Origin of the sequence: Synechococcus sp. WH 7805 (assembly GCF_000153285.1) — a bacterium.
Taxonomy (GTDB): domain Bacteria; phylum Cyanobacteriota; class Cyanobacteriia; order PCC-6307; family Cyanobiaceae; genus Synechococcus_C.
This window is the reverse complement of sequence record NZ_CH724168.1, coordinates 2,100,364-2,122,570: the sequence shown is the minus strand read 5'-3', so window position 1 is coordinate 2,122,570 and position 22,207 is coordinate 2,100,364. Positions and strand designations below refer to the sequence as shown.

Annotated in this window: 23 protein-coding genes and 2 rRNA genes; 17 read left to right on the top strand and 8 right to left on the bottom strand. The window is 57.9% G+C overall.

Translation table 11 applies throughout. From position 1 onward, the window contains the following. Positions 1-753, bottom strand: a complete 753-nt coding sequence (locus WH7805_RS10725) for a phosphoadenylyl-sulfate reductase (protein ID WP_006043106.1) — start codon at positions 751-753, stop codon at positions 1-3. Positions 754-842: 89 nt separating this feature from the next. Here WH7805_RS10725 and WH7805_RS10720 point away from each other — a divergent pair, with 89 nt between their 5' ends. The 5 genes from WH7805_RS10720 to WH7805_RS10700 all read left to right on the top strand — a co-directional run bounded on the left by WH7805_RS10720 (position 843) and on the right by WH7805_RS10700 (position 7,161). Then, a complete protein-coding gene (locus WH7805_RS10720; protein ID WP_006043105.1) occupies positions 843-2,018 on the top strand; it encodes an NAD(P)/FAD-dependent oxidoreductase in 1,176 nt (391 codons plus the stop codon). Continuing rightward, positions 2,015-3,721: a GTPase HflX gene (gene hflX, locus WH7805_RS10715; protein WP_006043104.1), complete on the top strand. Its 1,707-nt coding sequence runs from the start codon at positions 2,015-2,017 to the stop codon at positions 3,719-3,721. The genes WH7805_RS10720 and hflX overlap by 4 nt, the downstream gene beginning before the upstream one ends. 132 nt (positions 3,722-3,853) lie before the next feature. Next, on the top strand, positions 3,854-5,257 hold the full coding sequence (locus WH7805_RS10710; protein ID WP_038005415.1) for a TrkH family potassium uptake protein: 1,404 nt from the start codon (positions 3,854-3,856) through the stop codon (positions 5,255-5,257). A gap of 24 nt (positions 5,258-5,281) precedes the next feature. Then, entirely contained in the window at positions 5,282-5,986 is a 705-nt protein-coding gene (locus WH7805_RS10705; RefSeq protein WP_006043101.1) for a TrkA family potassium uptake protein, read from the top strand. Between the two features lie 11 nt (positions 5,987-5,997). Beyond that, positions 5,998-7,161, top strand: coding sequence for an anhydro-N-acetylmuramic acid kinase (locus WH7805_RS10700; RefSeq protein WP_006043100.1), 1,164 nt, complete (start codon positions 5,998-6,000; stop codon positions 7,159-7,161). On the opposite strand, the gene WH7805_RS10695 is transcribed toward WH7805_RS10700, so the two are convergent. Continuing rightward, positions 7,162-7,482 (bottom strand): hypothetical protein, encoded by a 321-nt coding sequence (locus tag WH7805_RS10695; RefSeq protein WP_038005413.1) that lies wholly within the window; start codon positions 7,480-7,482, stop codon positions 7,162-7,164. A gap of 140 nt (positions 7,483-7,622) precedes the next feature. Between WH7805_RS10695 and WH7805_RS10690 the strand changes: the two genes are divergently transcribed. Together WH7805_RS10690 and WH7805_RS10685 are read left to right on the top strand one after the other, a co-directional pair. Then, positions 7,623-7,937, top strand: a complete 315-nt coding sequence (locus WH7805_RS10690; protein ID WP_006043098.1) for a hypothetical protein — start codon at positions 7,623-7,625, stop codon at positions 7,935-7,937. A gap of 79 nt (positions 7,938-8,016) precedes the next feature. Then, positions 8,017-8,244 (top strand): hypothetical protein, encoded by a 228-nt coding sequence (locus WH7805_RS10685; protein WP_006043097.1) that lies wholly within the window; start codon positions 8,017-8,019, stop codon positions 8,242-8,244. Here the strand turns inward: WH7805_RS10685 and WH7805_RS14765 are convergent. Further along, positions 8,222-8,392 (bottom strand): hypothetical protein, encoded by a 171-nt coding sequence (locus WH7805_RS14765; RefSeq protein ID WP_006043096.1) that lies wholly within the window; start codon positions 8,390-8,392, stop codon positions 8,222-8,224. The two genes, WH7805_RS10685 and WH7805_RS14765, sit on opposite strands and share 23 nt — an antisense overlap. 74 nt (positions 8,393-8,466) lie before the next feature. Between WH7805_RS14765 and WH7805_RS10680 the strand changes: the two genes are divergently transcribed. Beyond that, positions 8,467-10,191, top strand: coding sequence for an ATP-binding cassette domain-containing protein (locus tag WH7805_RS10680; RefSeq protein ID WP_006043095.1), 1,725 nt, complete (start codon positions 8,467-8,469; stop codon positions 10,189-10,191). A 115-nt stretch (positions 10,192-10,306) separates the two neighbouring features. Next, positions 10,307-10,486 (top strand): hypothetical protein, encoded by a 180-nt coding sequence (locus WH7805_RS10675; RefSeq protein ID WP_006043094.1) that lies wholly within the window; start codon positions 10,307-10,309, stop codon positions 10,484-10,486. Here the strand turns inward: WH7805_RS10675 and WH7805_RS10670 are convergent, their stop codons facing one another. Further along, positions 10,487-11,662 carry a trypsin-like peptidase domain-containing protein gene (locus WH7805_RS10670; protein WP_006043093.1) on the bottom strand — a complete coding sequence of 392 codons (1,176 nt, stop codon included), beginning with the start codon at positions 11,660-11,662 and terminating at the stop codon, positions 10,487-10,489. It abuts the gene before it with no gap. Between the two features lie 183 nt (positions 11,663-11,845). On the opposite strand from WH7805_RS10670, the gene WH7805_RS10665 reads away from it, so the two are divergent. The 8 genes from WH7805_RS10665 (at position 11,846) to WH7805_RS10630 (ending at position 17,618) form a co-directional block, all read left to right on the top strand. Next, entirely contained in the window at positions 11,846-12,106 is a 261-nt protein-coding gene (locus WH7805_RS10665) for a DUF2973 domain-containing protein (protein WP_038005411.1), read from the top strand. 56 nt (positions 12,107-12,162) lie between these two features. Then, positions 12,163-12,546 (top strand): hypothetical protein, encoded by a 384-nt coding sequence (locus tag WH7805_RS10660; RefSeq protein ID WP_006043091.1) that lies wholly within the window; start codon positions 12,163-12,165, stop codon positions 12,544-12,546. 230 nt (positions 12,547-12,776) lie between these two features. After that, the gene (hrpB, locus tag WH7805_RS10655) at positions 12,777-15,299 is read left to right on the top strand and encodes an ATP-dependent helicase HrpB (protein ID WP_038004658.1); all 2,523 of its coding nucleotides are present in this window, start codon (positions 12,777-12,779) and stop codon (positions 15,297-15,299) included. A gap of 68 nt (positions 15,300-15,367) precedes the next feature. Beyond that, positions 15,368-15,514: a chlorophyll a/b-binding protein gene (locus WH7805_RS10650; RefSeq protein WP_006043088.1), complete on the top strand. Its 147-nt coding sequence runs from the start codon at positions 15,368-15,370 to the stop codon at positions 15,512-15,514. 102 nt (positions 15,515-15,616) lie between these two features. Next, positions 15,617-15,793 (top strand): hypothetical protein, encoded by a 177-nt coding sequence (locus tag WH7805_RS14760; RefSeq protein WP_198005751.1) that lies wholly within the window; start codon positions 15,617-15,619, stop codon positions 15,791-15,793. After that, on the top strand, positions 15,783-16,931 hold the full coding sequence (xseA, locus tag WH7805_RS10640; RefSeq protein WP_006043086.1) for an exodeoxyribonuclease VII large subunit: 1,149 nt from the start codon (positions 15,783-15,785) through the stop codon (positions 16,929-16,931). Before WH7805_RS14760 ends, xseA begins: the two co-directional genes overlap by 11 nt. 47 nt (positions 16,932-16,978) lie before the next feature. Further along, positions 16,979-17,260, top strand: a complete 282-nt coding sequence (xseB, locus tag WH7805_RS10635) for an exodeoxyribonuclease VII small subunit (RefSeq protein WP_006043085.1) — start codon at positions 16,979-16,981, stop codon at positions 17,258-17,260. Then, positions 17,253-17,618 carry a DUF2834 domain-containing protein gene (locus WH7805_RS10630; RefSeq protein WP_006043084.1) on the top strand — a complete coding sequence of 122 codons (366 nt, stop codon included), beginning with the start codon at positions 17,253-17,255 and terminating at the stop codon, positions 17,616-17,618. The genes xseB and WH7805_RS10630 overlap by 8 nt, the downstream gene beginning before the upstream one ends. Positions 17,619-17,648: 30 nt before the next feature. Here WH7805_RS10630 and WH7805_RS10625 read toward each other — a convergent pair whose 3' ends face one another. The 4 genes from WH7805_RS10625 to WH7805_RS10610 form a co-directional block, all read right to left on the bottom strand. Further along, positions 17,649-17,996, bottom strand: coding sequence for a hypothetical protein (locus tag WH7805_RS10625; protein WP_038005408.1), 348 nt, complete (start codon positions 17,994-17,996; stop codon positions 17,649-17,651). A 49-nt stretch (positions 17,997-18,045) separates the two neighbouring features. Next, on the bottom strand, positions 18,046-18,978 hold the full coding sequence (locus WH7805_RS10620) for a YihY/virulence factor BrkB family protein (protein WP_006043082.1): 933 nt from the start codon (positions 18,976-18,978) through the stop codon (positions 18,046-18,048). Between the two features lie 102 nt (positions 18,979-19,080). Next, positions 19,081-19,197: ribosomal RNA gene (gene rrf / locus WH7805_RS10615) — 5S ribosomal RNA — on the bottom strand. Positions 19,198-19,313: 116 nt separating this feature from the next. Further along, a 23S ribosomal RNA gene (locus WH7805_RS10610) occupies positions 19,314-22,178 on the bottom strand. Between the last annotated feature and the right edge of the window lie 29 nt (positions 22,179-22,207).

The following is a 22,207-nucleotide window of genomic DNA, read 5'->3' as shown; positions in this document are numbered from 1 at the left end:
TCAGATGCCTTCGCCCATCACCCCCGGCAGGTGAATTCCGCATTCCTGTCTCTGCCCTCCGAAGCGTGTGCTGCGACCCACGACAGTGCCGCTGTCAGGCGCACTCGAATGCCAATCACCGACGGTGGAGTATCCACGTTCAAACAGAGGGTGCTGGGGAAGCTCATGCTCTTGCATGTAGTAATACATGTCTCGGTTGGTCCAATGCAGGAGCGGCCTGAGGGAGTAGCGACCGCGGATTTCATCGATCACCGTCATCGTGCGTCGGTGGTCGGTCTGCCCGCTGCGCACCCCACTGGCCCAGCAGGTCACAGCCAACTGATCGAGTGCACTTTCAAGCGGCTCAAGCTTGCGTAGACGCAGATAGAGGTCAAGGTCGCTGTCTTTTCCGGTTTCCCAGAGACGCCCGTGCAGGGCTTCCATCCTTGCCGGAGACATCGGTGACTGGACCACAACCGGTTGGAGGTGGAACAGCTCACACAATTTGTCTGCATATTGATAAGTATCCGGCGGTAAGTAACCGGTATCCACCCAGATCACTGGAACTGCCTCAGCGTCCGGCAGAGAGCTCAGCATGTGGAGAAGCACGGAAGACTGAATGCCGAAGCTCGTTGTCATTGCGAAACCCGCACCGAAGTGCTGCTTCGCCCACTGCAAGCGTTGAACAGGCTCGAGTGCCTCCAGGTGGACTCTCTGATGCGTCAAGAGCGCGGATTCACCACTGGAGTCCAAGTCCGCGGCAGCGCTCGTCATAGGGGTGATGCCGTGCCTCATCAAGTCATTCTCATACGCCGAGGGAACGAGAACCCTGCCTATGGTTCACGGAAGGAGCGAATGATCCCTTGCAGCCAGTATCCAACCCGCAGGAACGGCCGATCATCGTGGTGGGAGGTGGCTTCGCAGGATTATCAACCTTGCTGACACTCAGCAGAGTGCATCCCCGCCCGCCCTTGGTCCTGATTGAACCAAAGGCCCAATTTGTTTTTGTTCCCTTGCTCTACGAACTGCTCAGCGGAGAGCTGCAGGCATGGGAAGTGGCTCCCGACTACGCACCATTGATTCAGGGACATGGCATCAGCCATATCAGAGACATCGTCACCTCAGTCAATGTTGAGGATCACAGCATCACCACAGCAGGGGGAGACCATCTGGTTTACAGCCAGCTCGTCCTAGCCACCGGAGCAGTCCCTGACGACTTCGGGATCCCTGGTGTTCGCGATCACGCGCTGGGATTCCACTCCCTCCGCGACCTTGCCCCACTGCAGGAACGCCTGAGGCAGCTTCGTCTGCGTCCATCCGGCACGAGCTCTGTTGTGATCGTCGGAGCCGGGGCCACAGGCGTGGAACTGGCTTGCAAGCTGGTGGACCTGCTTGAAGGAGCAGCACAAGTTCATCTCGTGGATCAAGGCGATCAGATCCTTGCCCGCTCGCGGGCTTTCAACAGAGAGCAGGCAGAGCGTGCCCTGAAACGGCGAGGTATCAACGTCCATCTGAAGACACGCGTTCTCAGCGTCAAACCGGACTCCGTCCGCTGGAACGGCATCGAAGGCGATGTCGAGCAGCCTCACGACGGTCTGATCTGGACTGCCGGCAGCAAGCCGAACATCCCTGACCTGCAACCTTCAGCAGAATTGCATCAGAAGCGACTGCCTGTTGATCAGACCCTGCGGCTGCAGGGACAGCCTGACGTCCTTGCCCTCGGGGACATCGCCACCCATGCCCCCACAGATGAAGGCCAAACTCCATGGCCCCTGTCGGCCCAAGCCGCCATTCAGCAGGGCCAGGCAGCAGCACGCACTCTCGAAGCTCATCTCAAAGGCGGCACACCTTCACCTTTCATTTTTCAGGATCTCGGTGAAATGCTCAGTCTTGGGATCAGTGATGCCACGATCACGGGGATGGGCATGACCTTGGCTGGCCCTCTCGCCTTCAAGATTCGGCGATTGGCCTATCTCACTCGCCTGCCAGGACTATCCCTTGGACTGCGCTCTGCAGGGGCCTGGTTGCTCGGTTCTTGAAGCAGACCCATCTGTCAGGACGAACCCGCGGGCTAAGGCCATCGCAGCTGCATCAGCTGGAGAGCCTCAGTCATCGCCGCCACCCACCCGAGGATGGCGCCGATTTGTTCACCCTCGAACGCCTGGCCGAACTGTCACTTGAACTCAAGCAGTCTCTGCACCTGCTGGTTGATGCACGGGGGGTGTGCCGACTGCTGTGGGTCGGTCCTTTTGGGGAATCGGAGCGTATCGAAGGACATTGGCCAAAGGAATCGAGACGTCGCCAGCGCTGGAGGTTGATCAGTGCATTGGCTGGGACCCAGGGAGAAGGGTTGAAACCTGAGGGACGCGAAGCCGTCATTGCTCTGGATGTTCACACCAGCCATTGGTTACGGCTGCAGGCGACCGTTTCCGCATCGGGCACAAGGCCTGCTGCCATCTGGCGAGCCGATTCCGCTGCAACCCTTGGCTGGCGCTGCGACACGACAGGCAGACTCCAGGACCTCTGTGAAGCCGGACAAACCGAGCGCAGGTCTGATCAGGCCGCTGTCGCAGAGGTCCTCGACAACCCGGGATCAAGACAGGAACGCGTCCTGCTCTTAACGCTCACCGGAGCGGATCCTGCAATCAATGAGCGCGACCTGGCTGAACTCGAAGGACTGACACGCAGCGCGGGGGCATGCCCCGTAGCGGTCTGCCGTCAACGCCTGGGGCAGATCAATCCACAAACTCTTTGGGGCACTGGCAAGCTTCAGGAGGCTGCGCTGGATGTACGCCGACACGGGGCTTCCCTTGTGATTACCGACAGGGAACTGACGCCGGTACAGGCCAGAAACCTCGAACGTCTTCTCGACTGTCCGGTGATGGACAGAAGTGAACTGATTCTTGACATTTTCGCTCAACGGGCGTCCAGCGCAGCTGGACGCTTGCAGGTGGAGCTTGCCCAGCTGCGCTACAGACTTCCACGTCTCAAAGGACGCGGGCTGAGCCTGTCACGGCAAGGTGGGGGAATCGGCACTCGCGGGCCAGGCGAAACACAACTGGAAAAAGACCGTCGCGCCATCAGCCGGCGTATCGAACACCTGGGTCGGGAATTGCGGCAGCTTGGGGCTCATCGCGCCCGGCTGCGGCAACAACGCAGCATGCTTCCGAAGGTCGCGCTGGTGGGCTACACCAATGCGGGGAAATCATCCCTTTTGAATGCGCTCTGCGACCGTGGCCAGGGGCGCTCTGTGGAAGCAAGAAATAGTCTCTTCGCCACTCTTGACCCGACCACAAGACGATTGTGCCTTCCCAGATCAGGCTCTGCACCCAGGGAGCTACTGATCACCGACACAGTCGGCTTCATCCGTGAACTACCCGAGCCGCTCATCGAGGCGTTCATGGCCACGCTGGAAGAAACCCGGGAAGCTGACCGGCTTCTTCTGGTGGTGGATCTTGGAGATCCGGACTGGCTAGGCCAGCTCACTGCAGTGCATTCCATCCTGAACGGTCTCAATTGCCATCAACCGAGGCAGGTTCTGGCTAATCAGATTGACCGCTGCGATGCATCGACTCTCGAGCTGATCAGAAACCTTGAATCTGAGGTCCTGTATGTGTCAGCCACCCAAGGAACGGGCTTGAAAGGTCTGCGAGCATGGCTCGAGCAGACGTTCTGGGGAGCCTCACCGTCACCAGTCAACCCTGACCTGGCCTATCAGAACAGCGCAGACGCCGATGCATGAGATCAATGCCGCATTTCACCTTGCAGTTGGATCCAACGTTCTTCAAGATCAAGCATCCCAACCCTGGCCGCGCGCCATTTTCTTCAACACGAATCGCTCACGTTTCATGCCCATAGGGAACCCATGAAACGGATGCCTCTCCCCCGGGCGATTCATCGCACTCAGGCGTGGTACCGACGCCTCACCGTGCCTCAGTTCACAGTGGTGACAGGTCTACTGGTGATCGCCACCGGGACCCTTCTTCTCGCAACCCCGCTGTGCTCCTCCACGGATGTGGGGCTCTGGGAAGCGCTGTTTACAGCGACCTCCGCCGTCACGGTGACCGGGCTGACAGTGATCGATGTCGGACGTGATCTGACGCCTTTCGGCCAGGGCCTTTTGGCCTTCATGATCCTGGTGGGCGGGCTGGGATTGATGGCGATCACAACCTTTCTGCAGGGGTTCGTGGTGCGTGGTGCGTCCCTTCGCAGGCGACTGGATCGAGGTCAGACCCTGGATCAATTCGGCGTCGGCGGCGTCGGCAGCACCTTCCGCAGCATCGCTCTCACAGCGGCTGTTCTGATTCTGGTTGGTGCTTTGGTGCTGTACGCCTTCGGATTTTCAGACCTGCCCGCGGGAGGAACCAGGATCTGGGCCTCTCTCTTTCACAGCATTTCGGCTTACAACAATGCCGGCTTCGGACTCTGGAACGACAGTCTCGAGGGATATCGAACCAACCGCGTCGTGAACGCTGTGATCATGCTTCTGATCGTGCTGGGTGGTCTTGGCTGGAGAGTGACCAACGATCTTTGGAGCAACAGGCAGCGACTCAAGCGTCGAAATCTGAGCCTGCACACCCGGCTCGTGCTCCGCACATCAGCACTCCTGATTCTGATTGGCATGCTCGGACTGCTGCTGACCGAATCCCTGTCAAAAGGCCACGCCCTCACCTCAATGGGATGGCAAGAGAGAGTCATGAGTGCCCTGTTTGGATCCGTGAGCTCACGCACAGCAGGCTTCACCACCGTGCCTCTTTCCATCCAAAGCATTTCTGATTCAGGCCTATTGCTGCTGATGACGCTGATGTTCATTGGTGCCAGTCCCGGTGGCACCGGTGGAGGAATCAAAACCACCACATTGGCTGCGCTGATGGCCACCACCCGCTCCACCCTGCGAGGACACGATGATGTGGTGATTCGTCATCGTCAGATTCCTGACAAGGTGGTGCTTAGAGCCGTGAGCATCACGGTGGCCTCCCTGCTGTTCGTACTGGTGATGGCCTTGCTGCTCGCTTTGATCAGCGACCCCACAGGCGAGGACCCGTTGTCGTTTCTGGAACTGATGTTCACGTGCATCTCGGCCTTCGCGACTGTGGGCCTCGATCTGGGCGTGACAGAACAGCTTGGACATCTCGGACAGCTGATCTTGGTGGTCGGAATGTTCGTGGGGCGGCTGGGCATTCTGCTGTTGCTCAGCGCGATCTGGGAGAGCTTCGAGCGCGACCAGATCCACCGCCAGAATCGTGTCGGCTATCCCCGCGAGGATCTATATGTCTGAACGAGGTTCCTTGGAGAGGCTGTCATGAGGGACTGGTGGAATTGGTCACAGTCCTCGGTCAACGATCCACAGAGTTTCGGGATTGTCGGCGTCGGACGTTTCGGGAGCGCGGTTTGTCGTCAGCTCATGCAAAACGGCGCCGAGGTGCTGGCCGTCGACCGCTCCTCCAAGGCAATCGAGGAACTGCGCCAACTGGAGCCTTCCATTGAAGCGAGAGTGGTGGATTGCACCGATGAGGAGTCACTCCGCGAAGCCGGCATCCTTGACATGGACACCGTGGTTGTGGCCATCAGTGAGCCGATCGAGGCAAGCATTACAGCCACCCTGATCGCGAAAGACAGCGTTGGAACCCGAGTCCAACAAGTGATTGCGAGAGCCACCAGCGACCTGCACGAAAAGATGCTCAAGCGCGTTGGCGCTGATCGCGTGGTGTTCCCCTCCCGCATGCAGGGTGAACGTTTGGGGCTCGAGCTGGTGCGCCCCAACTTGATGGAGCGGCTGGAGCTCGATGAGCATCACTCGATTGAAGAGATCAAGGTCCCTGAACGGTTCGTGAGCCGATCACTTCGTGATCTGAATTTGCGCAAAAACCACAGGGTGAATGTTCTTGCAGCTGGCCCTGCAGGAGAACTGCTGGTGAATCCTCCCGCGTCTCACGTTTTGCTGAAGGGGCATGTCTTGGTCGTCATGGGGCTTACCGAGGACCTTCAGAATCTTCCGAGAATCTGAACAGCTCAATCATGCGCGTTCTCGGCCTGATGAGCGGAACCAGCGCCGATGGGGTTGATGCAGCGCTCGCTCAGTTCAAAGGCAGACCCGATGCCCCGGACTGGGCTCTGTTGAGCACCGCATCGGTGCCCTACCCAGCAGAGCTGAAAGAGCGATTGGTTCATGTGGCCCAGGGTGAGGCCATCAGTGCTTCTCATCTACTGGAGATGTCAGTGGCCGTGACTGAGATGCAGGCGAAAGCCGCGCAACTCTGCGACCCTCAACGATCGGCAAGCCTGGTGGGCTGTCATGGCCAGACGATCTGGCACGCCCCGCCTCCTCCTCAAAACGACCGGTCGGATGGAGTCCTCCGTCGAGGTGCCAGCTGGCAGATGCTGCAAGCTCCACTCCTGGCGCACCTGGTCGGACGTCCGGTTGTTCATGACTTCCGAGCCGCCGATCTTGTGCTCGGAGGACAAGGCGCACCTTTAGTGCCGATGGCGGATGCCGCTCTGATGGGTCGCATCGACGGATGGCGAGGACTTCTCAATCTGGGCGGCATCGCCAACATCACATTGATTCCACCAAAGGCTGGCCCGGATCGCCAGAACCCTGTGCTGGGTTGGGATTGCGGCCCAGCCAATACGCTGATGGATCTGACCATGGCCCGGCTGAGCGAAGGTAGAGAAGTTTGTGACCAGGATGGAGCGCTCGCAGCACGTGGGACCGTCTGCGAGGAGACCCTCCAACGATGGCTTCAGGAGCCTTATTTCCTGAGCTCACCGCCGAAATCCACTGGACGGGAGGTGTTCGGGCAGGAGGATCTCAACCGGCGACTCCGCCAGCTCGGCCCCCATGCACCTGAGGACCAGCTGGCGACTCTCACCGCCTTCAGCGCTGCAGTGGTGGCCCAGGACCTGCGCCGGCTGACATCGACAGGTCAGCCTTTGCCCGTAGAGCTACTGGTTGCGGGTGGGGGCTGCCAGAACAAAACCCTGATGCAGCAGCTCCGGCAGCGATGCCTAGGAGTGCATGTGCGCCCCAGCAGTGAACTGGATCTCCCAGAGCAGTTCCGTGAAGCACTCGTCTTCGCACTTCTGGCCTGGTGGCATCAATCCGGCCATCCCGGCAACGCGCCTGCCATCACAGGCGCATCGAAAGCCACAGTGCTTGGTCACCGTGTGGACCCAGCTTGATCAGGCGCCGGGCCCATTGGGACGATGCAAGCGAACCCGTCGAGGCGCACCACGCAACCGCCTCGGTTGCTGGGCCTCAAGTGCAGACCGGAGGCGCTCGGTCGGGGACTGAAGCGGAGCAGATACGGAGGGCTGCACAGCAGACTCCCCCTGTTCCAGACGCTGGACGCCCTGCTGAATCAGCACTTTGGCCATATTGCTGACGGTGCGTGATTCCTGCTCCGCGAGTGCAGTAAGGCGAACGCACAGATCTTCAGGCAGCACCACTTGAATCCGAGGGGACTTCGGCTTCCCGCTGGATGACGTTTGGCGGGTTGCCACGACCGCAGACCCAGAGCTACTTAAAAGTGTACAGAGATGCGCAAGGATAGTATCCATCACTATGATGTGGTCATCGATCCGACCCCTGACACACGGTTCATTCATCAGAACTCCCATCTCGACGTTCAGCCAGGACTGCCATGCCCCGTTCCACCAGCCAGGCCACCAGCACCCGTCAGACGACGCCTCGCGCCAGGCGAACCAGCGGTGCGCGCCGGACCCGTCGCACCAATGAGAACAGTGACGTCTTGGTGTCTGCTGTGATCAGCACGTACTTACTGACCCACCTACACCATGTTCTCCAACGCGCCGAATACGGCGCTGTTCAGGAAGGACGTCCATCCCAAGCCGCAAACTATGCCCAGCTGCGCAAAGTTCTCTGCATGGATGCGCGGAGCATGGAAGACGCCTCAGCAGCAGGCCTGAAGGAGGCGGATCTCGACCAAGCCGCCTGATTCAGGTCTGATTTAGGTCTTGCGTGTTCAGGACTGATTCACGAGTCGTGAATAGGGTTGGGTCAGTCATGGGTGTGTCATGGGCAACGCAGCCGCGCTCTACAAACGAATCGAAGGTGACCAAGAACTCACCCGTTCTCTCTTTCGCCAGGCACTACAGAATCCTGGTGGCGCCATTGATGCCATCTGCGCAATCGGCGAGCAACTAGAGCTTCCCGTCACGGCCGACGAGGTGAAGGCTCATATCAACAATCTCGATGACGACCTGAGCAAGCAATGGTTGATCAAAGCGAGAGGGGGGCTCTGACCCGCTCTTCAGCCTGCGGCGACCGAGGAGGATCCACTCGACGCTCCCGAGTTCCCCCACCTCCAGCCCAGCTGAAGAACAACCAATAACTCACCAGCGCAAGTCCTGCCGCGACCACAAGAGCTGCGAACTGCTCAAGCCTCCGCATCAGCGCCGCCTCATCGATCCCCAGTCTGCCCTCACCCCGGCACGGGATGATGAAGGCATCTGCCTTCGCCCCCTGTGCTGCGACTTGAGCGCGTCAGCAAGATTTATCCGACAGGAGAGGTGCTCCGGGATGTGACCTGGGAGGTGAAAGACGGCGACCGCATTGGCCTTGTCGGCGTGAACGGCGCGGGAAAATCCACACAAATGAGACTGATCGCCGGTCTGGAAGAGCCCAGTAGCGGCCAGATCGTTCGTCAAGGAGAACCCCGGATCGCTTTTCTTCAGCAGGAATTCGATGTGGACCTTGAGCGCACGGTTCGTGAAGAGCTATTCCAGGCCTTTGGCGAAGCGGCGGAGGTGCTGACTGAGCAGAAGCAGGTGGAGCTGGCCATGGGGTCGGAGCAGGCCGCTGCCGATCCAGACCATCTCGACCGGCTTATCCACCGCCTTGGAGCCCTGCAGACCCGATTCGAATCCCTGCATGGCTACGAGCTGGATGCACGGATCGACAAACTCCTTCCCACCATCGGCTTCACAGCTGAAGGGGCCGAACGGCAAGTGAAGGACTATTCAGGGGGCTGGCAGATGCGCATCGCTCTCGGCAAGATCCTTCTCCAGGACCCGGATCTGCTGCTTCTCGACGAGCCCACCAATCACCTGGATGTCGAAACCATTCAATGGCTTGAGGACTACCTCCAGACACAAACCGCCGCACTGGTAGTCATCAGTCACGACAGAGCCTTCCTTGACAAGGTCTGCAATCAGATCGTTTCAACCGAACGGGGAATCTCCCGGGCGTACCTGGGGAACTACACAGCTCACCTCGAGCAGAAGACGCTGGAGCAGGAGGCCACGCAAGCCGCATTTGAGCGCCAGCAGAAGGACATCGCTGCGCAGCAGGCCTACATCGACCGCTTCCGAGCCAGTGCAACCCGCAGCACCCAAGCCAAAAGCCGGGAAAAGCAGCTCGAGAAGGTGGATCGCGTGGAGGCACCGATCGAATCGGTGGCGGGGCCAAGCTTCCGCTTTCCCCCCGCGCCCCGATCCGGAGCGCAGGTTGCCCTGATCGACAACCTCACCCATAGCTATGGAGACAAGATCCTTTTCCTGGGCGCTGAACTTGAAGTGGAGCGCGGAGATCGAATCGCATTCGTCGGCCCAAACGGCGCTGGCAAATCCACCCTGCTGCGTCTGGTGATGGGGCTGGAAACGCCGGATGAGGGGTCAGCAACCCTTGGCGAACACAACATCGTGGCGAGCTATTTCGAACAGAACCAGGCAGAAGCACTGGATCTCGGCAAAACAGTGATCGACACCATGTTCGAAGCCGTGCCGGACTGGACGCAAACCCAGGTGCGCTCCCTTTTGGGAAGCTTCTGTTTCAGCAATGACAGCGTCTTTAAAGAAGTTGGACAGCTCAGCGGCGGCGAGAAAGCACGCCTGGCACTGGCCCTAATGCTCCTGAGCCCCTGCAATCTGCTGGTGCTCGATGAGCCGACCAACCACCTCGACATTCCGGCCAAGCAGATGCTGGAGGACGCACTCTGTGCTTACGAAGGGGCTGCCCTGCTCGTGTCGCACGATCGTTATTTCATCTCCCGCGTTGCCAACCGGATCGTTGAACTACGCGACGGAGAGCTGGTGCTCTATCGAGGTGATTACAACTACTACCTCGAGAAAAAAAAGGAAGAGCGTCAAGCTGCCGGCGAAGCACTGCTGAAGGCGCAGCAGGAGGCCAAACGCCAAGCCAAACGCAACAAGCAAAAAGAGCGAGAAAGCCGTCGCAAAAAGGCGGCTTAACGCAGCAATTCGACACAGCAAGACGAAACTTCATGAACCGCTAGGAAGGAAGACTCATTTCCCTTTACCCACCCAAAACGTGTGCATAAGCTGACATTACTGATCCCGGCAGCTGATGACACACCCAGGAACCCTGCCCTCAGGCCTCAACCAGAACCGAGCCAATGGAGCAGACCATGAGCAGACCTGGGATGCGGTTGAGACCTATTTCGAATGCATCACCACATGCAATCTGGACGACGGCGAATGCATCACGCGCTGTGTCGAGCAGCTGCGTGATGCTGATGAGGAATGATCAGCGCATCTTCAGTGCGCGCATGTCCACCGGCGTCACCGTGATGGGAACTGATCGACCCTGACGCTCAACACGAAGCTCCAGAGGTCGCCCTACGCCACTACGGTCAATCGCTGTCACCACCTCCGCAGGGTTCTTCACAACAGCACCTGCCACAGCCACAATCACATCATTGACCTGCAGCCCCCCCTGAGCGGCCGGACCACCTGGCACGACGGAACGCACCACGGCTCCTGGAGGTGCTATCCCTCCAGGAGCGGATGCAGGGATTGAGGAGAGACCAATCCCTACCATCGGATGACTGGCTCGCCCCTGCTCGACGAGCTGCATGGCGATGGTCTTTGCACGGTTGATCGGGATCGCGAATCCAAGCCCAGCGCCCGGACCTGAGCGCACAAGTGTGTTGATGCCCACCACCTCTCCACTGGCATTGAGAAGAGGGCCACCTGAATTGCCTGGATTAATGGCTGCATCGGTTTGGATCAAATCCAAACGTTTGCCCTGAATTCCCAGCTGGGACACATTGCGATTCAGGTTGCTCACAATTCCCAGTGTGACCGTGTTCTCGAGACCGAAAGGATTGCCGACAGCAATCGCCCAATCCCCAACACGGAGCCGATCGGAATCCCCGAGAGGAGCCGTTGGCCAGCTGCTTCCACCCTCCAGTTTCACCACGGCCAGGTCCGTCACGGAATCCTGCCCCACAACCTGACCGGACACACGACGACCATCCGGAAGTCCCACCATCACCTGGTCGGTGTTTTCCACGACGTGGGCATTCGTGAGGACAAGGCCCTGGGCATCAAAGATCACACCACTTCCCTGGCCCCGCTCAACACGGGAGCGGGGAACCGGCTGAGCCTGCAGACCGAAAAACCGTTGAAAGAAGGGGTCCACCAGCAGCCCCTGTGGCATTCCATTGCCTTTTGATGTCCTCACCGTGCGTTGCGTTTCGAGTGTGACGACAGCAGGGCCGCTTCGAGCCACTGCACCAGCAACAAAGGATTGCGACGACAGCACAGACGAAGGCGCTGGGACGGCCTTGGCATGCCTGGGCGTCCATGGAGCGGTCAAGGGACCAAACAGAGACGCCATCACAACGAGTGGAATCAACCCACGTTTGTGACGGACACGTCGCGCCGAAATCCGAGGAGCGGAGGGAACGGCCACAGCCATGGGCGAAGAGGCGTTGAATCTTGCATCAGACCGTAGGAAGCAATCCTGGGAGATAACAGAGGGGAAGCCCGACCGTTCCATGACCGGATGCGACCGATGCCAAGGAATCGATGCCGCTTCCCCCCAGCAGAAGCGATGATGGAGGACGGAGGTTTGCGCCCAACCCCCATTCAGGCTTACGTCATGTTGAGTAGTCTTTTTCCTCTCCTCTACGGGCTGATCTTCCTGGCCCTGCTCTGGCAGGCGTTCAAGGTGATGGGTCGGGGCTTCAGTGCTGCAGGACGACCGCTGAATGCGTCTGCAAGTCGCAATGATCGGACTGGAAAGGTGACCATCCATCCCGAGCTACTGGATGGCGAAGGCCGCCTGACCGAGGAAAATCTGCTGACGGTTCGTTTCAGCGACGACGACGAGGGAGAACCTGCTGATCGCTCCGGTGAATAAGTTGGACGAATGAGCTGCATGACAGCTCGTCTCGGACTCGTAGGGGGAACTGCCTGGTGGACCAAAGAACACGGATCGTTGCTGCAGTGATCAAATCCGTGAAATTGCCGCCGCGTTTCCGGCTTCGCCTTCTCAAGGAAGATCCCGTGCGCCTGGAACTGAGCCTGACGCCCGCCTACGGCAAGGAGCCTGTGCAGGTTGGTCTTGTGGAATCGCTCGACCTCGTGGCCCGAAGAGATCGTGAAGGGCGCATCCCGAGAGATCTTCAGGGGACATGGGACTGGACGGTGCGGCATGGGCAGGTAAGCACCGGTGGCTGGAACCCTTATCTGAAGGAAGCCCTCCAGACCATGTTCGAAACGGGACTTCCAGCCATCGTGTACGAGGAGCTCACAGGCGAGGAGTACCACCCTGTTGATGGCGCCAGACACGTGCGTTGATCAGACGCGCATCTGTGAAGCCCTGCAAACCGGAGGTGGTGCACAAAGACGAGCCGGACTAGAACAGAGTCACTCCGGCCTTTAAGGTTTTCTTCATGGCCACACTCCGTTTTCGCTTCGCACCGCTTGTCCGCCTCCTCGCAGCCATGGGAGCGCTCAGCAGCCTGCTCCTACTGGGAGTTCTCGAGCTACTCAGCTAACGGGAGCAGCCCCTGACGGGTCCCTTCCCCATTGATCCCCTGCTGCCAGAGCTGCAGTCTTTGCTGATCCCAGGTGCCACTGTGATCCTGCAAGCTCCGCCTGGTGCCGGAAAAACGACCCGGGTTCCGCTGGCGCTGCTCGGCGAGCTTGCCGGCAAACAGTGCATTGAAGGCAGGGTTCTTCTGATCGAGCCCAGGCGACTGGCAGCGCGGGCAGCAGCAGCACGTCTTGCGCACTCTCTCGGCGAACCCATCGGCGAACGGGTGGGGTACTCGGTACGCAACGAACAAAGGCGGTCCTCAAAGACCCGCATTGAAGCCATCACCGATGGCTTATTCCTGCGCAGGCTTCAGGCACAACCCGACCTCCCCGGGGTGGCCTGTGTGATCTTCGATGAGTTTCATGAACGCCGTCGCGACAGCGACGTTGCCTTAGCACTGCTGCGAGAGGCCAGGGAGCTGCTCAGGCCGGATCTGAGGGTGCTGCTGATGTCAGCCACACTTCAGCTGGGCGATCTCAGCCGACAGCTGGGCGGGGCCAGGACCCTGCGCAGCGATGGACGGGCCTTTCCCGTGGACACCCTCCACTGTCCACGGCGCCAGCAGGAGCCCCTTGAACAACATGTGTTCCGCGCGCTTGAGACGGAGCTTCCGTATCTCGAAAACGAACGACTGATCAGCCCCCATCCGCCGGTTGTTCTGGTATTCCTGCCGGGCATCAAGGAGATCGAGCGCTGCCTCAGACAGATCAGAAGCTCAAACCGGCTGAAAACCTGGGAGACCGTTCCTCTTCACGGCCTGCTGACCCTGAACCAGCAGGCTTACGCACTGCAGCCCTGCAATCACGAATGGGATGGCCGTGTGGTGCTCGCCACATCGATCGCTGAAAGTTCACTCACCCTGGACGGCGTTCGACTGGTGATCGACGCCGGCCTGAGCCGGCACACACGGTTTGACCCGGGTACCGGCATGGAGGGCCTGGAGACGGTTCCTGCAAGTCAAGCCAGCGCTGATCAACGACGGGGGCGTGCCGGCCGACAGGCGCCTGGGCGCTGCGTCCGCCTGTGGTCTCCTGCAGAACAACAGCGTCGCCCTCTGCAGGATCTACCAGAACTCCAACGGGCTGATCCACAACCGACTCTGCTCGATCTCGCCCGCTGGGGAGCGGGTTTAGGGCAGGAGCTGGCATGGCTGGAGCCACCTCCACAAGCCCTCTTTCTTGAAGGGCGTCAGCAACTGCAGCAGCTCGGTCTCATCGATTCAGAAGGACAGATCACGAAGGGAGGGCATCACGTGGCGATGTTCGGCGTTCATCCCAGGCTGGGACTGATGATGGTTGAAGCTCGTCGCTTGGGACTGGAGCGACTTGGCTGTGATCTCGCGGCACTTCTGAGCGAACGAGACCTCCCTGGCGCCCGTTCTGAGGGGTGCGACCTCCTCCGCAGACTTCAGTTGCTTCGGCAATCGGGGCGACGAGATGGGACAACCAGTTCTGGGACGATCCTTCAGCAGAGCAAGCAATGGCAACAGCAGCTGGCAGGGCTCACCGAGATCCCCTGCGGCACAAAACCGCGGGAATCATGGGACGTGATGGCTGGACACCTGGTCGCCAAGGCTTTCCCCGAATGGCTCGCTCTAGCCCGCGACCAACGCCCGGGACAGTTTTTGCTGAGGCAAGGACGAGGAGCAACGCTTCCAGAACACGACCCATTGATCCATGCCGAAGCGCTCGCCGTGGCTCAGCTCGATCTCAGTGGTCGCGACGCACGGATCCGCCTGGCCATCCCCATGCCCAGGAGCTGGCTTGAAAGCGTCGCTGAATCCGAAGGGCAGTGGCGGGAAGACGTCGACTGGGACGACCGACAACAGAAAATCCGCGCGGAGCGGGTTCTCTCTCTCGGCGCTCTAGAGCTGAAGAGTCAGCCTTGGTCCAACCCTTCGGCCGATGCCATCAGTGCTGTCTTACTCGAACAGCTCAGGCGTGAGGGGCTAACGCTCTTGCCCTGGAGTCAACACAGCGAGCAACTTCGCCGACGGCTTCAGCTGGCCCACCAGCGCATCGGTACACCTTGGCCATGCCGTGAGAGGTCCTTCCTCCAGAATCATCCTGAGCTTTGGCTTAGAGAAGCAAGCCTGGGATCCCGCCGCTGGGGGGCGCTGGATGAAGCGAGCCTGATTGAAGCGCTTTGGGGAGACGTTGCGTGGAACTTTCGGCGCAAACTGGATGCATTGCTGCCCACAACAATTCGCATCCCCAGTGGGCGCGATGCGGCATTGACCTACGAAGAGGATGGGGTCGTTCTCGCCGTGAAGCTTCAGGAGATGTTCGGCTGCACAGACAGTCCTCACCTATTGAACGGCAACCTTCCGATCACCCTGGAACTGCTCTCCCCGGCGGGCCGTCCTTTGCAGCGCACGAGGGATCTACGGGGATTCTGGGAAGGCAGCTATCACGACGTTCGCAAGGAGATGCGCGGCCGGTACCCCAAGCATCCCTGGCCTGAATCTCCGGCGGAGGCCGTCGCAACACGCAGAACCAAAAAAGCTCCGTGATGTCGCCGTAACGACAGTCAATAAAAGTCAACCCTTTGTTACATTGGATCCGTTAGGAACCTTCCACCATGTCTGACTCCGCGCAACCCCGCTTCGGCTTCGTCAACTTTGCTGAAACCTGGAATGGCCGTCTGGCCATGCTCGGTTTCGTGATCGGCCTTGGCACCGAACTGCTCACCGGCCAGGGCATCCTGTCCCAGATCGGCCTCGGCTGATTTCGGCATCAAGCACCAATCCGTTGTATTACCCACCGGTCACCGGTGGGTTTTTTTGTGACAAGCGCTCTACGCGAGAGTGAAAGCCGCATTGTGAGTCAATTGCCTACTTTTTTTGCCAAGAACCGCCGCGATGGTGCCAGGTTGCTCAGTAGTGGATTGGTGATTCTTGCCATAGCCCTCACTCAACTGAACCGGCCTTGGGGGCAAGTCGTCATTGTGTTGTCCAGTGCCATCTGCTTGTACTGGGGGTTCGCCTACCGACGCCTTGAACGCTGACTCCATTCCCAGCTACTCCGTACAGGAGTTAAATGCCTCCGTCGGAGCCCTTCTCGAACGAGGGTTTGCTCCAAGGTTTCTGGTGCACGGCAGCGCCCTGCGTCCGCAGATCAAGAAAGGGCATCTCTGGCTAACGCTCAGCGACGGAAACGCCAGCATCACTGTTGTCTGCTGGGCTTCAAGGCTGCAGCAGTTGAACTTCGTGCCCGCTGAGGGCGAAGGCGTCACGGTGGTGGGGAAACTGAACTTTTGGGCCACTCGAGCAAGCCTTGCCATTCAGGCGATCGACCTGCGTCCCAGCAGAAGCACGATCGAGCGCCGCTTTGAAGCGGTTAAAGCGGTTCTCAGCAAAGAAGGATTGATCAATCCCTCGAGGCGGAGGGCCCTTCCACCTGCACCCGAGCGGATCGCACTCCTCACGAGCGTTCCGAGTTCAGCTCTCGCCGACATGTTGCGCACGGCGCGGGAACGCTGGCCGCTGACCGAGCTCCTCGTGATTCCCATCCCCGTCCAAGGCGAGGTAGGACCACGGATCTGCGCTGTACTCGAACGACTGGCCGATCAAATCGAGGCATTGCATGTGAATGCCATCGTTCTGGCGCGAGGGGGAGGGAGTCGCGAGGATCTGATGGTCTTCGATGATGAAGCGCTTTGCAGAACGTTGGCGCAGTACCCAGTCCCAGTGGTGACAGGTTTAGGCCATGAAGACGATCTAACAGTTGCGGATCTTGTGGCCGATTTCAGAGCTGCTACGCCGACCGCAGCGATTGTGACTCTTCTTCCCAACCGGAACGCGGCACTGCAGTACCTCAATCAATGCCGAACTCAGCTGGTTCAGTATCAGACCTGGAGACTGAACAGAGAGCAGGAACGGCTGGCACAGAGACGGATGGCGTTAACGCGCTTTGATCCAATAGCAGTCGTCGCAGATCGCCGTAATCGTCTGGACCAACGCAGACGGCTGCTGCAGGCCCTGTCACCTGAACGATGGCTGGCCCGTGGATTCGCCACGGTCACCGACAGCGAGGGGCGCCTGCTTCAATCCGTTGCCGAAGCCAGTCCATCTCAGCCACTGGTGATTCACCTCAGCGACGGAGAGATCGACGTCAGCACAGTAGAAGTCAGGTCCAGACCCTGAGTCCTCTCAAACTGCAGAGAGCACCACAACAGCACCCAAGCATCCCGATGCCGCGTCCAACGAAACCAAAAGGCAATGACACCCAGCGCCAGTGGCGGGAGGATGCAGAATCTCTCAGCTATGAGGAGTCGCTCCAAGCACTGGATCTGCTGCTGACGAAACTCCAGGATGATTCAATCCCCTTAGCTGAACTGCAAGGAGGCCATCAACGGGCCGAGATCTATCTGAACCGATGCGAAGAACTGCTGAACAAGATCGAACAGAGCGTTGCCCAACTCAACCCCGATACGCTGGAACGTGAATTAACGGAGAATCCACCTCGTGCCTAAAGCGTTGCCATGGATCTACCTGCTGCTTGCTGTTCTCGGTGGCATTCTTCCCTGGCAAGCGAACATTGAATTCATTCAATCCAGTTCAACGGGTGGTTTCGATCTCGCAGGCTTCATCTCAGATGCCAATCTCACAGCCGCTTCACGCTCACTCAGCCGTGATCTCTTGGTGGCCGCAAGCGCGTTCACGATCTGGATCGTTGTAGAGGGCCGACGCCTGGATGTCAAAGGTTGGCAATTCACACTCCTTGCATGTGTCACCATTTCTTTTGCCTGCGGTGGCCCACTATTTCTCTATCTGCGCGAACGAAAGCTGAATGAACTTGCATTGAATGCCGATACGAAATCAAACCCCTAGAAGACGTACTCACAAGTATTCACTGCCTATTCATGACTCCACGTCCTCAGCGCTGACATCGATGGTCGCCGAACTCGCGGGTGTGGCATCAGCATCAAAGGAACTGCTTGCCGATGGTTGAGAACCCATATCCAAAGCAGAACCACAGGCTGCGCAAACCGACGCCGAGCCGAGATTGGTCGTACCGCAATTGCCACAGACCTTGAACTGGCTTTTCATCCGTTTCCAACCCAACCAACCGAGACCTCCCAAAACCAGAGAGAGCGTCAGCAGCAGAAGAGCAGCTCCGCCAAAAATCCCGACCAAAGCGCGTCCAGCCGTCGTGGGCAGCAACAACAGCAAAGCAAGCAGCCAGACAAGAGGAGGAACACGACCCATCCACAGCCTCACATGAACGAACACAATCCATAATTACTTGATTCGCTGATCAATGGACACGAGAAGCAAGCGGATCTCCACACTGCTTCTGCCTCATCAAAGCGAGCTCAACACTCCAGCACTGACCAAAATAGATCACAACACCAACCATATACACCCACAATGTGAGCACTAGGACGCCACCAATAACACCATAGGCTTGAAAGCGAGCACCCAGAGAAAGAATGCTTCGACTCACCGCTAAATTCAAAGTTGTAAGCAAAAAACCAATCAGCAAAGATCCTGGAATTAAAGGGATAAATGGCACGCGACGACTTGGGAGAAGCGCCTGCAAAAGCAGAGCCATCGATGAAAACCCAACAAAAGAGAACAACACACGTCCAACCTGGAGCAAAGGAAGCGCATCAAGGAAATCCCCGAGCCAGGGCAGAGATTGCTGAAAATCCTGCACTACACCAGCAGGAATCATCCGCAAATTGACACTAATTTGATCAGCAACAATCAGAAGACCGATCAGGATCACAATAAAGAAGGCCTCAATTCGTACCCGTACAAACTGAAAAGCTTGTGCGCCAAAGGGCATGGACTCTGGCAGAGGGCGAAGCACATCCCTCCAAAGACGATCAGCGCCACGCTGCAGAGTGAGGTAAACGTTACCCGCAGTGATAAGCAGGACTGCTGCACCGAGAAGTCCGGCACCAAAGCCCTGCTGAACAAGCTGATTCAACGTTTGCCTCACGATTGAAACAGCAGGCGGTGGCAGAGCACCACTGGCGTAAAAGATGATCTGCTGATCGAGATTATCCTGCCTACCCAACAAGAATGAAGCGAGGGACAAAGAAATCAGCAGAATTGGGAAAATCGATTGCAGTGTGTAATAGGCAAAAGCAGCACTGAGATCAATACAATCACTTCCTGCCCAGCGTTGATAAGCCAACCAAAGCGAACGCACGATTCGGCGCAGAAGCAGCCGTTTGGCCATCAGATCACATTTGCACCAATACTCCAAACTAGCGTGCAAAGAAAATAAGGCACAAAAAAAGCCACCCCTCCAAGGGGTGGCTTTCTTCGTTTGGAATGTTTTACCTGGCATTGAGCTATTTTCTCAGGGGGCTACCCCCCAAATATCGTCGCCGCTGCTGCGTTTCACAACCGAGTTCGAGATGGATCGGAGTGGGTCCACAGCGCCATGAACACCAGGATAGATACATTCCCAAGGGTTGAACCCTGAGAACTGCATAGGTCATTACCCAAAGCTCTCACTTCAGATAATGGGTCTGGTCTAAATAAAACTTGCCTCAGACAAGAGCCAAATTAATGGTCAAGCCCTCGGTCTATTAGTACTCCTCCGCTGCATCCATTACTGGACTTCGACGTAGAGCCTATCAACGGGTGTTCTTCCCGTGACCTTACTGGGTTACCCCATGGGAATACTCATCTTGAGGTGGGCTTCCCACTTAGATGCTTTCAGCGGTTATCCACTCCGCACATGGCTACCCAGCGTTTACCGTTGGCACGATAACTGGTACACCAGAGGTGCGTTCCTCCCGGTCCTCTCGTACTAGGGAGAAATCCTCTCAATATTCCTACGCATACACCGGATATGGACCGAACTGTCTCACGACGTTCTGAACCCAGCTCGCGTACCGCTTTAATGGGCGAACAGCCCAACCCTTGGGACCGACTTCAGCCCCAGGTTGCGATGAGCCGACATCGAGGTGCCAAACCTCCCCGTCGATGTGAACTCTTGGGGGAGATCAGCCTGTTATCCCTAGAGTAACTTTTATCCGTTGAGCGACGGCCCTTCCACTCAGAACCGTCGGATCACTAAAGCCGACTTTCGTCCCTGTTCGACTTGTAGTCTCACAGTCAAGCTTCCTTCTGCTTTTGCACTCGTCAGCTGATTTCCAACCAGCCTGAGGAAACCTTTGCGCGCCTCCGTTACCTTTTAGGAGGCGACCGCCCCAGTCAAACTGCCCACCAGATACTGTCCGCTCCCCGGATAACGGGTGAACGTTAGAACCCTAGCTCTGAAAGAGTGGTATCTCACCATTGACTCAGCAGCACCCACAAGCACTGCTTCAACGTCTCCCACCTATCCTGCGCATTCAGAGCCCGGGCACAATACCAAGCTACAGTAAAGCTTCATAGGGTCTTTCTGTCCGGGTGTATGTAGTCCGCATCTTCACAGACAATTCTATTTCGCCGAGCCTCTCTCCGAGACAGCGCCCTGATCGTTACGCCTTTCGTGCGGGTCGGAACTTACCCGACAAGGAATTTCGCTACCTTAGGACCGTTATAGTTACGGCCGCCGTTCACCGGGGCTTCAGTCGCCAGCTTCGCTTACGCTGACCGGCTTCCTTAACCTTCCGGCACTGGGCAGGCGTCAGCCCCCATACATCGTCTTGCGACTTAGCGGAGACCTGTGTTTTTGGTAAACAGTCGCCAGGGCCTCTTCACTGCGACCACCTTGCGGTGGCACCCCTTCTCCCGAAGTTACGGGGCCATTTTGCCGAGTTCCTTAGAGAGAGTTACCTCGCGCACCTCGGTATTCTCTACCACCCCACCTGTGTCGGTTTCGGGTACTGGCAGTTATGCCTTAACGGGTATAGAGCTTTTCTTGGAAGCTTGACATCACCAACTTCGCTGCCGTAGCAGCTCGTACTCACGCCTCAGCTCGGAACGTTTTCGCCGCTCCTCAACGCCTTGAACGCTTGAACCAGTAACCAACATCTGGCTTGGCTAGCCTTCTCCGTCCCTCTTCCCAAAACATAACCGGTACAGGAATGTTGACCTGTTATCCATCGACTACGCCTTTCGGCCTCGCCTTAGGTCCAGACTAACCCTCCGCGGACGAGCCTGCCGGAGGAACCCTTAGGGTTTCGGTGCATGGGATTCTCACCCATGTTTTCGCTACTCAAGCCGACATTCTCACTTCTATGCAGTCCACGCCCGCTCACGCTAACGCTTCGCCCCACATAGAACGCTCCCCTACCATAAATCCGCAGCTTCGGTACAACACTTAGCCCCGTTCATTTTCGGCGCAGGATCGCTCGACCAGTGAGCTATTACGCACTCCTTTGAGGATGGCTGCTTCTAGGCAAACCTCCTGGTTGTCTGGGCAATCCCACCTCCTTTATCACTTAGTGTTGATTTGGGGACCTTAGCTGGCGGTCTGGGCTGTTTCCCTCTCGACCATGGAGCTTATCCCCCACAGTCTGACTGCCTCGCTACACACAGGGTATTCAGAGTTCATCTCGATTTGGTACCGCTCTCGCAGCCCGCACCGAAATGGTGGCTTTACCCCCCTGCTGGAGCACGAGACGCTACGCCTCAACGTATTTCGGGGAGAACCAGCTAGCTCCGGGTTCGATTGGCATTTCACCCCTAACCACAGCTCATCCGCTGATTTTTCAACATCAGTCGGTTCGGACCTCCACTTGGTATCACCCAAGCTTCATCCTGGCCATGGTTAGATCACCCGGGTTCGGGTCTATAAACACTGACAAACGCCCTATTCAGACTCGCTTTCGCTATGGCTCCACCATTTCCGGTTTAACCCGCCAGTGCCTATAAGTCGCCGGCTCATTCTTCAACAGGCACACGGTCACCCTATGAGTAGGGCTCCCATTGCTTGTAGGCTCACGGTTTCATGTTCTATTTCACTCCCCTCCCGGGGTTCTTTTCACCTTTCCCTCGCGGTACTGTTTCGCTATCGGTCACACAGGAGTACTTAGCCTTACGAGGTGGTCCTCGCTGATTCACACGGAATTTCACGTGCTCCGTGCTACTCGGGATACAGCTAGGTCAGTTCAGTTTTCGTGTACGGGGCTTTCACCTTCTGTGGCGTGTCTTTCAAACACTTCCACTAACATTCCTGATCCACATTGCTGTCCCACAACCCCGACAGTCGAAACTGTCGGTTTAGGCTCTTCCCCGTTCGCTCGCCGCTACTTAGGGAGTCGTTTTTACTTTCCTTTCCTCCAGCTACTAAGATGTTTCAGTTCGCTGGGTTGGCTCGCGCCAGCCTATAGATTCAGCTGGCCGTTCTAGGGGTTGCCCCATTCGGAAATTCCCGGATCAAAGCGTGTTTCCAGCTCCCCGAGACTTATCGCAGGTAACCACGTCCTTCATCGCCTCTGTGTGCCAAGGTATCCGCCGTGAGCCCTTTGTAGCTTGACCATATAATCTCCAACACGCTTGCTGTTGTT